Annotated in this window: 17 protein-coding genes; 1 reads left to right on the forward strand and 16 read right to left on the reverse strand. The window is 51.4% G+C overall.

What is annotated here, in order from left to right; translation table 11 throughout:
• The 10 genes from AAF564_03640 to AAF564_03685 form a co-directional block, all read right to left on the reverse strand.
• The coding region (locus AAF564_03640; GenBank protein MEM8484611.1) for a permease prefix domain 1-containing protein at positions 1–180 on the reverse strand (180 nt) is incomplete at its 3' end.
• Positions 168–506, reverse strand: coding sequence for a PadR family transcriptional regulator (locus tag AAF564_03645; protein ID MEM8484612.1), 339 nt, complete (start codon positions 504–506; stop codon positions 168–170). The genes AAF564_03640 and AAF564_03645, both read right to left, overlap by 13 nt.
• Positions 507–588: 82 nt before the next feature.
• Positions 589–1,734, reverse strand: coding sequence for an aminotransferase class V-fold PLP-dependent enzyme (locus tag AAF564_03650; protein ID MEM8484613.1), 1,146 nt, complete (start codon positions 1,732–1,734; stop codon positions 589–591).
• Between the two features lie 34 nt (positions 1,735–1,768).
• Positions 1,769–2,059, reverse strand: a complete 291-nt coding sequence (locus AAF564_03655; GenBank protein ID MEM8484614.1) for a hypothetical protein — start codon at positions 2,057–2,059, stop codon at positions 1,769–1,771.
• 19 nt (positions 2,060–2,078) lie between these two features.
• Positions 2,079–2,528, reverse strand: coding sequence for an SRPBCC domain-containing protein (locus tag AAF564_03660; GenBank protein ID MEM8484615.1), 450 nt, complete (start codon positions 2,526–2,528; stop codon positions 2,079–2,081).
• A gap of 110 nt (positions 2,529–2,638) precedes the next feature.
• Complete coding sequence (locus AAF564_03665; GenBank protein MEM8484616.1) at positions 2,639–3,586, reverse strand: hypothetical protein; 948 nt, start codon at positions 3,584–3,586, stop codon at positions 2,639–2,641.
• A 60-nt stretch (positions 3,587–3,646) separates the two neighbouring features.
• Complete coding sequence (locus AAF564_03670) at positions 3,647–4,171, reverse strand: DinB family protein (GenBank protein MEM8484617.1); 525 nt, start codon at positions 4,169–4,171, stop codon at positions 3,647–3,649.
• Between the two features lie 4 nt (positions 4,172–4,175).
• Complete coding sequence (locus AAF564_03675; GenBank protein MEM8484618.1) at positions 4,176–4,757, reverse strand: hypothetical protein; 582 nt, start codon at positions 4,755–4,757, stop codon at positions 4,176–4,178.
• Positions 4,758–4,865: 108 nt separating this feature from the next.
• Positions 4,866–5,255 (reverse strand): hypothetical protein, encoded by a 390-nt coding sequence (locus tag AAF564_03680; protein ID MEM8484619.1) that lies wholly within the window; start codon positions 5,253–5,255, stop codon positions 4,866–4,868.
• Positions 5,256–5,334: 79 nt separating this feature from the next.
• On the reverse strand, positions 5,335–6,465 hold the full coding sequence (locus AAF564_03685; GenBank protein MEM8484620.1) for an alpha/beta hydrolase: 1,131 nt from the start codon (positions 6,463–6,465) through the stop codon (positions 5,335–5,337).
• 199 nt (positions 6,466–6,664) lie between these two features.
• Here AAF564_03685 and AAF564_03690 point away from each other — a divergent pair, with 199 nt between their 5' ends.
• Positions 6,665–7,387, forward strand: coding sequence for a hypothetical protein (locus AAF564_03690; protein ID MEM8484621.1), 723 nt, complete (start codon positions 6,665–6,667; stop codon positions 7,385–7,387).
• Between the two features lie 21 nt (positions 7,388–7,408).
• Here the strand turns inward: AAF564_03690 and AAF564_03695 are convergent, their stop codons facing one another.
• The 6 genes from AAF564_03695 to AAF564_03720 form a co-directional block, all read right to left on the reverse strand.
• Entirely contained in the window at positions 7,409–8,023 is a 615-nt protein-coding gene (locus tag AAF564_03695) for a pyridoxamine 5'-phosphate oxidase family protein (GenBank protein ID MEM8484622.1), read from the reverse strand.
• A gap of 149 nt (positions 8,024–8,172) precedes the next feature.
• Entirely contained in the window at positions 8,173–8,568 is a 396-nt protein-coding gene (locus AAF564_03700) for a VOC family protein (GenBank protein ID MEM8484623.1), read from the reverse strand.
• Positions 8,569–8,637: 69 nt separating this feature from the next.
• Positions 8,638–10,407, reverse strand: a complete 1,770-nt coding sequence (locus AAF564_03705; GenBank protein ID MEM8484624.1) for a DUF885 family protein — start codon at positions 10,405–10,407, stop codon at positions 8,638–8,640.
• 84 nt (positions 10,408–10,491) lie between these two features.
• Positions 10,492–11,064 (reverse strand): class I SAM-dependent methyltransferase, encoded by a 573-nt coding sequence (locus tag AAF564_03710; GenBank protein MEM8484625.1) that lies wholly within the window; start codon positions 11,062–11,064, stop codon positions 10,492–10,494.
• A gap of 120 nt (positions 11,065–11,184) precedes the next feature.
• Positions 11,185–11,631: a GNAT family N-acetyltransferase gene (locus tag AAF564_03715; GenBank protein MEM8484626.1), complete on the reverse strand. Its 447-nt coding sequence runs from the start codon at positions 11,629–11,631 to the stop codon at positions 11,185–11,187.
• A gap of 55 nt (positions 11,632–11,686) precedes the next feature.
• Complete coding sequence (locus AAF564_03720; protein MEM8484627.1) at positions 11,687–12,286, reverse strand: DUF998 domain-containing protein; 600 nt, start codon at positions 12,284–12,286, stop codon at positions 11,687–11,689.
• Between the last annotated feature and the right edge of the window lie 70 nt (positions 12,287–12,356).

A 12,356-nucleotide genomic window follows, 5' to 3' on the forward strand; every position in this document is an offset into this window, starting at 1 on the left:
CCTCCCGATATTAGCTATCGCCTGTTCAAATGCCGCTGATGGTGACATCCCGTCTGCAATGCCGGAATCAAATGCCTCCATAATATGTGTTTCCAATTCCTCAAATTGTGCATTTGAAATTGCACTCCGGTTACTAAAACTGGCCCGCCACGAAGCCAGCGCATCTTCTATTCTAAACATAAGTTTGGCCCCCATAGCTTACTCATAACATCGTTGGTAAGACCCCATTGCCTTTGCGCATCCGCGAGCTCTTTCACGCCGGCTTCCGTGATCAGGTAATATTTACGTTTCCGACCTTTCTCGGACTTTCGCCAGACCGATTGAATCAATCCCTGTCTTTCCAATCTGTGCAGGACCGGATACAACGCCCCTTCCGACCATACAATCTGCTCGTTTGAAAGGCGTTTAACGCGTTGGATAATTTCGTAACCGTAGCTCTCTCCCCGGCTTAATATGGCTAAAACCATGGGCTTAGCTGAGGCTGCGGTCAATTCTCGTGAAAGCATGTTGAACCCTTTTGCCTATATCATCTAGGCATACTACCCACACAATACCTAGATGATCCAAGTAAGCCATCACTTTATGGCATCAAGAATGAATCTTACTTAACCCGTTGATTAGCCTGTCTATATCCTTGGTATCTGTATAAGGGGCGATGGAGACCCTTATGCGCCCATTACGGGCGCTACAAACAATGTGCTGTTTACGAAGTGTTTCAACCGCTGCTACTGCATCTATCGTGTCATGCGCAAGTGAAATGATATGCGGAGCCGCACCGGAAGTAGCGTGTGGATGAAACGGACGCCAGCCATACGGATGTGCGCCGGCTACAAGTGCTAACGATAGCGCTTGCGCGTGACGCACCAGACGTGCTTCCCCTATGCTCTTCAACTGATCCAGTGCTTTACAAAGGCCGGCAATTGAGACGTACGACATCGTCGATTGGGTAAATCGGCGCGCATCAGGTGCAAACGGACTTCGAGTTGCGTCGAAAGCAAAGGGCTCTGGTGTCCCCATCCAGCCCGGTAACAATGGGTCTTTTTTGAGGAGAGCTGAAGATAATGCTGCCAGCGCAACACCGCCGTGCCCACCCAGCCATTTGTAACCGCTCGTCACCACGGCATCTGCCCCCCACTCCGCTGCATCTACAGGCATTGCGCCGGCCATCTGGGTTGCATCAATAACCAGCTGCGCATTAACACGCGCCGTTGCACGACGAAGGCGTGGGATGTCTACAACCGATCCGGTGGCAAATTGTACAGCACTTATCGCTACAACCCGCGTCTCTTTGCCAATCGCGTTTTCCAGCGTGTCTGTCAGGTTTTCAGATGCCCTGTCCTCAACAAATACCAGTTCACAGTCGCTGGCAATTGCGTATTGAATCCAGGGGCGGGTAATCGCGGGAAAGTCGCTGGAAACCAGCACAATGTTGCTCCCTTTTGGGGGCCGCAATAAAAACGGCAGTTGCCCAAGCATTTCGCTTGCTGATGCAAGAATCGCCAATTGTGATGGCTTGCAACGTAGCAACCGTGCCCCACGCTCACGCAAAGACTCAAAAAAATCGACTTCTTCCTTGTCGGTCATGTTGAGATTACCATGCCGGCCAATTTCATCCAGAAACGTGTGCATGGCCTGCGCCGCTGGCTGCCCAATCAACCCGAGTGATGCCTGGTTTAAATACGTATGCTGATCAAGTGCAGGATAATCTGATCGAGGGAAAAGTGCAGCTATCACGGCATCTTACCTTGCAAACGGGTGGTATCCTGCATCATGCGGGGTCCGGTGTATTGAAAAGCTTGTAGAAAAACCGGCCGGTGATAAAGTAAATGACAAGAATCAGGAGTGCGCCGGCAAAAATACCATTTTCGGTCAAGCCTTCAATCCCGTATTCCCAGAGAAAGAGCCCCAGTGCAATGGTGCCCTGCAACAAGCCGTAGGCAATATTTTGCAAATTGCCAAAACCAAACGCACTAAACATTTGTGCTTTCCAGGTGCCCAGCACAAAGTGGGGCATGGCATTCATCAAAAAGAATCCTATTAGAAAATCTATCAGACTCATAGTAATCAAACCGGAAGTTTCAGGGTTTAAACGGGCTTCCAGTGCCCGTTTCCAAAAATTGCTTTAAACTGCCAAGGAAGTAGTCCCATCCCTGCTCGCAAATATCATAACATTCCAGCGACGGCACAAGTCCGTTGTGTGTAAACGTGACATGACTTCCCTCTGAGGCAGCTGAAATTTCCCATACTATTGTTGTCCCTTCCCACTCGTCACTTTTTGATAAACTGGTGAGATTATGGATGGCCTCGGTAACATGCCAGGCCAGTAGACGTTCGGGTTCTGCGCTGGTCACTTCCATCTGCCACGAGGTTCCTTCCTCAAAACGGACGGTAAGTTGGTCACCGACCTGCGACGCTTCATTGGCGCGTGTAGTCCACCAGGCATTGATGTGCAAGGTGATTGCGGTGTAGACCTGTGCCGGAGATGTAGCAATCTGTATTTCGGAGGAATAGCTTTGATTGGGCGACATGGAGTGAGGAGTGAGGAGTGAGGAGTGAGGAGTGAGGAGTGAATTTATGGGGCTGGGGTTATATATAAAATTGGGAAGTACCATATCGTGTGTGCATTTCAGCTATGATTTCAAAATCCGGTATTTGGGTCAGCGTTGTGGCGACTGCGTTCGATTTTATGGATCCGCTCCAGCCCTGCGCCACTTATGCAGAGCCGCTGCTTTTTGTCCGCCAACAATTGTTGCGTCCAGTTTACAAGTCCGCCATCGGACAGGTTTATGCGCGCGCCATCCTCTTCTAAAAAAATCTTGAACTGGATTCCTTCGTAATACCCATTGGCCGGGTCACGGTCTTCCACTTGTATACGAATCTCAGGATACCTACTGGATATCATCTGCTGTGTGGTCTTAACCTGTTCTTTCCAGGTCGGCGTCACATAGAAATCCAGGGAAAGCTCGTTTTGCTCAAAATATTTGACTACCTGGTCACAATGAAACTGCAGGTGTTTGTCGACTAACGCTTGTTCAAATTGTGCAGGGTTTTTCTCGCGTCCTCCCGAAACCATACAAAACAAACCGAAGTGGGCAGAGAAGGTGGGATTGTCAAAATATTGGCTCCGTACGTGCTGATGTGTTGTACAATACTGCTTTACCATCACCGGCGTCTTGCGCAACGCATCAGCAATTTTAAGCGCCAGTACATTGGTTGCATCAGAAACAACTTCTACGCCCCGCAAGGCGCTTACTACGTTGTTTTGATCAACACAGCCAAATGCGGCACTACTCCCCAATGGCGCCACAGGCGATAACTGGACAGCAGTAAATCCTATCTGTTCAGCCTGTTTGAGCCATGATATCTCCACTTCTTTGTAGGCAATCGGGTCAATTTGCGCAGCATCACAAAACCTGTTGGTCCGGGCAAGCTGCAACACATCGGTAGGTGTCAGCTGCGCCACCCGCTTTTTGAAAAGTGCTAACAGAAAAGAGTTTAGTTCAGAACCAGACAAGAGCCTACTCATGTTATCGACCAGGCTTTCAGCGTGCAGTTTTTTTTCTATTTTTTGGATCAGACGCTTCATAAATTATCCAGACTATTTACCGGGTGTAGGAGGCATAAAAGATGCTTACCGAACCGGTTGCTACTCTTCTATAACCGGCAGATATGCGCGCCAGGGGCCGATCTCGTTGCTGTACTGTTTTGCCATGACACGGGCGATTTGACGAATATGGCTCAAGTCATGCGCCACCCAGGTTGCCAGTAGTTGTTGCAGCGTCACTTCACCAAAATCAGGGTGTATTCCAGTGCGCTGGAGGTCAGCCGGCGCCAGATGCATAGCAACCAGGTGCCGGATGTTTGTATGCCGTAACGCCTTGAAGCTAGCCAACAAATCGTCGATAGTTTTACCTTTTGATTCTTCGAATTGCGCAAAGCGGTCAAAGGCAGGGAAAGGTGTCGGGTTGCCTGCCAATATGTGTTTGGCGCGCGGGATCCAGTCGGTTTTTTCTCCATGAATCAGGTGGCCCACTACATCAAACGGACTCCATGTATCCGGGCCTTCGTTTACAAGCAACCAGCTATCCGACAAACCCGCCAGCCATTGCTCCAGCACAGCCGGCGTCCGTGCCAGGATCTCTATTGTCTTATCCAAATCAAACGACTTCATGCTTTTATTCGATGCGGCTTTCGTACAGGCTCATTGCCTCTAGATATTGCTCTGCGCCTTCTTTAGTCAGATCGTAGATAAAGCCTGACAGATGGGTATGGTTTGAATCAATCCACGCCACCATGGAATCGCGACGGGCTTCCCATAGGCCCCAATCCGCCTCTGGGCATTCACCTACCAACAGCTTGTTGATTTTACGGTCCTGGAATGAAAACGTCATTTCACACGCCAAGGGATTGTTTTTCAGATAGGCGTAGCGCACAGATGACGAAGCAACGCGAACACGAATGCCTGCGTCAACTTGCTCCAGGTTTTTGATGTCGTAGGTAGACGCAAATACAGAATCCCACTGAAACATCGTGTAGTGATCCGCTCTTGATTGTTTTCGGGTAAAGTCTCCTTCAATCACGACAAAAGTGTCGGCCATTAAGGCCGTTACCTGCTGAAAATCGCCCGCATTCAGGCCAGCGTAGTAGGATTGAACAGCTTCGGTTTGGGATGTTAACTCACTTTTGCATGCCGGCAAAATTAATACAAGAAGTGCGAGAAGCACTGGCAACAAACGATACGTTTTAAAGAATCGCATAGGCATTTCTAAACAACAAAAGGTAGAATACAGTGAGCAGAAGTAACGTGTTTGCTTTTACGTAGTTATCAACATAGGGTTGTATTCGTTGTTATTTGACTCCCCCGGTCATCGGTCCGACAGGCGTTCTTCGGCTGCAGCGCGCCGAAAGCACAAGCCCGCGACGAATAAACAAGCAATGAAAACCAAATGCAAAATGATGAAGGTAGCAAGTGGTGGCGTACTCCCATCAAGATGCCGGCCCATTCCAATCGCCACAATCGGCACGATGACGAGGAATTTTGCCATTACAAACGCAGTATACATCATGCCGATGGGTTTAAAGCGCACCATAAGTGCCCCCACCAAACCAATGGCCAGGACACCCACATACATCAGGTTCGCCGGATCGTCCGAGTCACCAATAATGCCGACAGCCAGATTCATCCAGATAATAAACAGGCTGCAGGCTATCAGCAGTCCGAAAGCGTACTTGTAGGCACTGGTATGCGTTTTCATGGCATCGAAGGTTCTATTAAAGCACGCCACTTTACAAAGCAAAGTACTTTAACAAAAACACAATTACAAATCACACGATTTAGGGGGCAGCGCTGGCAGATGGCCGACCAAAACCTTCAGCCACCAGCCAGTTGAGCATTGCCTCGTGATAGCCTTCCGCGTATGGCGTGTTACCATCTTGCGCCTGCATCTCTCGGACGCCGCCCGTTTTGCTTTGCCGCATGTTGTGGTTGGCATCGGGAAAGGTTTGGATGGAGAGGGCAGCGTTGGGGTTTTCACCGATCGTTTGCCGGTAAAGCCGGGCGGTGCTGCGCCAGTCTACGTTTGTGTCTTTTTCGCCAAACAAAGCAAGCACCGGTTTATCAAGGGAAGCCAGCAATTGCCGGAAGTCAGGCACGTACACTTCCAATTCAGTCTGCTCATCCACAACAAAGGCTCCTGCCTCATAGCCGGCTTTATACGCCAGAAATTCTGCTTCGGTAGCGACACCGTTCCATCCCAGAAGCGCGATAAATGGATCAGCACGCAGGTTGGGCGCGGCATCCAGATACTCCTGATAGGTAGCGTCTTGCCAACCGGTGTTAAATTGTGCCTGCCACTCCCCGACCAACTGCTCTGTTTCTTCAGCCGTCCGCCCTTCTATAGGAAAATTAGATGCCAGCAGGTAGCGGGCATTTTCTTTGTCGTCTGTGCCACTAACCGAAATCCAGAAATCAATGGCCGGCTCAGCCTGCATAGCGAGGGGAGCAATCCAGCCAGCGCGGCTTATCCCCCATAATCCAATTTTATCACTCCCTTTAACATTGCGGTCTTGTAGCGCACGTACGGCAGCGACCACTTCTGCGGCGCTACTTTCAACCGGTTGGTTGATATCAAATTTCCCTTCACTCTGTCCACACCCGGGTTTATCCCACACCAGGGTATTGATGCCAAGCCCGGCAAACCGCGTGCGCAGGTTGTAATACCAGTTTTGCTCGACCACGTTGGTTGCGCCATACCCGTGCACCAGGATAATGGTAGCAGTGGCCTCCTGATCCTCCGGGCTATCCAGCATCCCCACCAGCTTGTTGCCGCCGGCGTCAAAACTGAACAAATCCGTTTGCATGGTTTCACTTGAAGAAACACCCGAATCAGTTAGCTCAGGATCTGTGGTAGATTCGGTACAGCCTGCAAACAGCATCAACAAAAGAACAGGAAGGGTGCGCATCATATTGGTGGGTACATGGGGTGAACAATTTGGATAAATCTATCCCTACGAAAGAACCCCAAAAGGTTTGCGTCTCAAACGCCTTCAGGCGGAAATTCACAGTACCAACCGGTACCTTCATTCGCTAAAAACCGGTCTACGCAGTGCACCGGCTGTACCGCTATCTTCATCCAACTACTACTCACCAAAACACAGCACAGCGATGCGTACCCGTATCAACTTTCTCGCTACGTCTTTTTGTATGATGGCTTTTTGCTTATTGGCCTCGCCGGCAATGGCCCAATCTACCGCCCCAAACAGCCGGCCCGACGTCCTCCCTATGGCTTGCGAAGAAGACCTGGCGCTCAGCGCAGCACCCGTCCATCTCAGGCCTGAGGCTACCGTTTATGCCTTGCGGGAAGATGGGTACATAAAAATTAACGCCGGCACCAATGGCTTTTCCTGCATTGTAAATCGAGACCACCCGCGCGTCCTCAAACCCACGTGTTTTGATGCAGAAGGCAGCGCCACGATTATCCCCAAAATTCTGCATGTAGGCGAGCGTCTCATGCAAGGCATGCCGGTTGCCGATATCAATAGCGAAGTCAAAGCCGGATTTGAATCGGGTAAATTTGTCTCCCCACAGCGGCCTGGCATTGCGTACATGTTATCCCATTACAATCGGCCGTATAACCCGAGCACGGATAGCCTCGCCTGGTTTCCACCCCACTTGATGTTCTACGCGCCAAACTTGCAAAACGAAGATATTGGCGTCTCCTGGGCAGCCATTCAGGCAGACCACCGGTTGCCATTCATCGGGTATCAGGGGCCACATGGCTACATGATCTCACTGGTTGAACATCAGAACCGTCCACAAGAGCATCCATTGCCCCATTGCCCCGCCTGGGTAAGCGAAGGCCCCCCCGCCTTGCCCCATACACACTAGCAGGATACGCGCTGGAGATTATCAGCTTTTTAAAAGCGCCAGTTCTGCTTTTAGCCGTTCATTTTCTGCAGCAATGTCCTTGAGTTGCGCATCAACATACAGTTTCACTTTATCCGTACTTACCAGTTGAGGGATGTACTGCGGACAATTCCAGTCGATGGCAACAACGTCAATTGTTGCGATTCTTTCGACCCGTCCTTCTCCTGGCGTCTCTAATCGTTCAACAACCGCAGGATCAGCATCTTCAAGTTTAACCATTTTCAGGTGCCCCAGGATTTTGAGGCGGGTGCGGTATTCGTAGTCCATGAGAATCAACGCGACCCGGTCGTTCTTTACCGCGTGCCCCATCGTGACGTATTGCCGGTTGCCCCGGTAGTCAGCAAACCCTAACTGGTTTTTGCCCGTGGCCTTCAGGAAGCCTTTTGGACCGCCACGGTGTTGCACATAAGGCCAACCAGATGGCGATACAGAAGCAATGTAGAAGCTTTCACGCCTTTCAATAAACTCAAGCGTCGCGTCATCGAGCGCTTCTGCAGTGCGAGACGGGTAGACGGCGGCGTATTTTTCTCCGGTGCCATCAAGGTCTTGCAAGGCGCGCACATCGTCTACAAAAAGCAGGTCAGCGTAATTTTGCATAATGGGTTACCGGATCATTGGGATTTTGTTGAACACCTGTGATGATTGGTGGCCCTATGTAGTCCGGTTCCAGTCGATAAAGTTACAGATTGCCGAGTGTCGAATGCCGAGTGGAGGGCTTGTACAGGCCCTCTCCTCTTAGCTGTACGCTATGCCGCCGGCGAACCCAGTTGGGTAGCCATGTACCAGGTATTGCCGGCAGGGCCGCGGACGCCGGAGCGGCGCTCAGCGGCATCTTCGTCCAGCTTGGGTGCTTGCACGCTGGTCCCACCTGCAGCCAGTGCGCGGGTATATGCCTCAACTACATCGGGCACATACACATGTAATATAACTGGAAAGGCCTGAATGGTATCGGTGCTATCAGCCAGCATCACAATAGAATCATCGATCTGTATTTCAGCGTGCTTGATGACGCCACTTTCTCGATTGTACCGGCGGGTAACGCGGGCATCAAACGTACCAGCGAGGAAGTCAATTACACGTTGAGCGCCAGCCGCAATGACGTACGGCGCAAGACTGGGATACCCTTCAGGTTTGAATTTCATGACTTTGCATAAATTGATTGGCAAGACCCGACAAGGATACGTCCACTGGCTGCCAACCCGTTGTCACCTTTACTTGCTGGCCGTTGCGATGTACCGGTCTACCTGATGCGCCATAACACCAAGCGGCACGGTACCGTTGCGCAAAATGGCGTCGTGGAATTCGCGGATATCAAACGCGTCACCCAACGCGGACTCTGCTTTTTGACGCAATTCGACAATTTTCAGCTCCCCTATTTTGTACGCCAATGCCTGTCCGGGCCAGGAAATATACCGATCAACCTCTGTGTTGATGTTATGCTCGGCAAGGGCTGAATTTTCGAGAAAGAAGTTGACGGCTTGCTGGCGGGTCCAGCCCATGGCGTGGATGCCTGTATCTACAATGAGCCGGCCGGCGCGCCACATTTCATATGTCAGTCGCCCAAAACGCTCGTAGGCATTTTCGTAGATGCCCATTTCTTCGCCCAAGCGTTCACAATAGAGTCCCCATCCTTCGCCAAACGCGCTGAGATAAAAGCGGCGGCGAAATTCAGGCACGTTTTTCAGTTCTTTACTGAGTGCAATCTGGTGATGATGTCCGGGTACCCCTTCATGCAGCGCAAGGGCGGGCAGCGTGTACAACGGCCGTTCTTTCAGGTTGTAGGTATTGACCATAAAAAGACCCCCTCGCACACCGGGGATGCCACCCCAATAGCGGCCCGTTGTATAATTGGGTGCAATCGCATCGGGTACAGCACGGACGCCGTAAGGATCGCGGGGCAGGGTTTTGAAGAACGCCGGCATCACTTCATCCGTACGCTTGGCAATCCAGGCCGCCTCCATTAACAGTTCGCGCGCTGACTGGGCATAGAACTGCGGATCTGTACGAAGAAATGACAGGAATTCTGCAAAGGTGCCAGCAAATTCCACCTCTTCGATGATTGCTTCCATTTCAGCGCGAATGCGCGCGGCTTCGCGTTGCCCGATGGCATGGACTTCTGCTGCCGTGAGATCCAGTGTTGTGAAGTATGCAATCAAGCTTTGATAATACGCCTCGCCATCAGGTAAGTCCGACGCACCCAGTGTTGTGCGGGCAGCCGGCGTATACTCCTGCGAGATGAACTGGTAAAGCGTTTTAAATGCCGGCAGCACCCTGGATTGGATGATTTCCCGTCCCTGTGCAGTCAGCGCTGCTTGTTGTGCATCCGGGATGTTTTCCGACAGGCGCTGGAACGGCGAAAAGAATACGCTCTCTTCGACGGCATCCACAGCCAGCGCTGCAAAGGACGGTTCAATTTTGGCCATGATGGCTGCCGGCTGCGTGTATCCATCGCGGAGGCCTACCCGCATGTTGTCGATTTGCTGGTTGATATGCGCAGGGATGGCAGCAAGCCGGCGCAAGTATGCTTCCACCTGTGCTTCATTGTCTGCCCGCGTACTTTCCACAGCGCCAGAAAGGGCCGTATGAAAACCACTGTCGCTCAAAAATGGAATACGCCAGGCCTTACGTGCTGCTGCCCTCACCCGATCTTCGAGAATGAACTTGAACAGGTCGTAATTCAGCCGGCTTTCATCGGACAGCGCCTCGTAAGAAATCGCAGCAAGGCGTTCCAGAAATCGAGCATCTTGTTGCGCCTGCGCCGCCACGGCTGCTGGTGACACATCGATGATTCGACCAGCGGCCTCTACATCTCCCATCGATGCTGCAAGCCCCGGATTGCCGGCTAACCTTGCCTCCCATTCGTCTGTAAATAACGTGGTGAGGGTTTCTTCAGCTGTTTGTGCAAGGACGGCTGTAGCCGGCAACAGGCAAAACAGGAGCATCATCAACAGGCTCTGGCGGCTGTGAAGGCAAATGAACATGTGCATGTTAACATGGATTAAAGAATGGGTTGGCTCCAATGTACTGGTTGTGGCGCTTCATCGCTGCCGGAGCCTTCGTAATGCTCAAGATGCAGACGCTTTTTGCATCACACATGCCCATAAAGTAAACGACACGGACCCTTCTTTCATTTCCCGCTCGCTTGCGATGGAGAATCTTCCAACTTCCAATGCATCAACAAACCGCTGACGTGCGTCGGCACCACCGGGAAGCCCACCGTCTTTCACAATTACAAACACACCATCTCTCCGCAGTATCCTGTACACCTCAGCCAGGCCCTTTGCTCTATCTACCCAATGATCAAACGAATCAAAGGCCAGTACCACATCAGCGCACGCATTCTTGAGCGGCAAGCTTTCAGCTGCCCCCTGCAGGTAAGTAATCCTTGCGGCAGCAGCGTGAGCTTGCGTATGCGCTTTGGCAATTTCTACCATCCGAGGCACCGGATCAATACCGATCAATTTACCCTCCGTAACGTATTGGGCGGCATGTCGCAAAGCCGCACCGGTACCACAACCAACATCCACAACATCAGCTTTAGCAGGGAGCGTTAGCGCTTCAATTGCCAGCCTGTTGGTCGGGTATTCGCCGTAGTGCTGCGCGTACCATTCAGCTGTTTCGTTGTCCCACTTGCTCATGATTTTTAGTTATTCTGTACTCAGCCAGGTAAGCATCGCCGTTCCGGGCGCAGCGTTGACACCTATGTCTGAGATCATTTCCCCCTATCCCCTTGGAGGCCGGCAGGTCTAAACAGCGAATTACAAGCAGAGCATCTTTTGATGTGATACTTTCTGTTGCCCGGACACAACTGAATAGCCCCGCTTTTCATAGAAGACACGCGCACCTTTTGCGTCGGTGTAAAGGCGTAATTTGTGAAATTGACCGCCCGCCGCGGTCTCGATGGCGTCTACTAACCTTGATGCGACACCTTTACGTCTAAACCCTGGGTGCACAAAAAGTCTTCGGATTCTCCCAACCTCACCCGAAGATGCGTAAGGATCAACATTGAGGCCGACAATACCTGCCAACTGCCCTCCCGAACGTGCCACAAACAGCGCTTCACCAGGTTTATTAAATCTATTCGCGCCCGATACAAATTCATTCTGTAAGCGCAAAACATTTCGAAACCCCTCAGTAAGTGCCAACATGACAAGCTCATCAATTTGATTTGGCAACACGCGTTCTTGTGAGACATTAATTTCCATAGGACCTGGCGACAAATTGTGCAAACAGCACCGTACGTCCTACAGCCAACCTGCATCAACCGTTGCCAGTCGAAATGCGCGCGTGGTGGGATTTACTGAGGAGTTTTAACGATACAAATATCACCCACCCAAAGACAACCACAAGCACAAGTCGATGTGCAACAGGTGCGGTGAAAAGGTTAGCCGCGGTGCCAACCATTGGAAGCACAACAAGAACGCCGGCGATATTGGCCCCGATGCGCATACTTTTCTCAAGCGGCCCTGTCTGCCCCATCCGCGCAAGCGCAAAACACCAGCCTGCGAGTGCGATGCAGATCGAAACGAAGTGGGCTTTTGATAGCGGTGCATCTGCGTTAGCAAAATCGGCGGGAATGGCGCCCAGGGTAAAACCAAGGCCGGCTGCAACAAGACAACCGCCGACAATACGGTCGTTGATAGTACGTCCAAACGTCCATCCAAAAGCAGAAAACAGGATGCCCACAACCACAAATCCAATTGCATTCCACCAGGGCGCAAGCGGTTGCCCAAGCGCGCCGAGCTTGCTGATATAGTCATACCACAGGGCGTAGTCAGGCGTCAGCATCGCAATAACGAAGAATGCGATAATGAAAACTGCAGCAGCAGCAAGGCCTAGATATGCAGTGGGCAGGCGCATTAAGTTCTCGTGACGTAGTTGGCTGGCGACCTGGGCATCTCGCTTCAGGTTGCGCTGGGGTCACAAGATA

The sequence above is a fragment of the Bacteroidota bacterium genome (assembly GCA_039111535.1).
In the GTDB taxonomy this organism is placed as follows: domain Bacteria; phylum Bacteroidota; class Rhodothermia; order Rhodothermales; family JAHQVL01; genus JBCCIM01.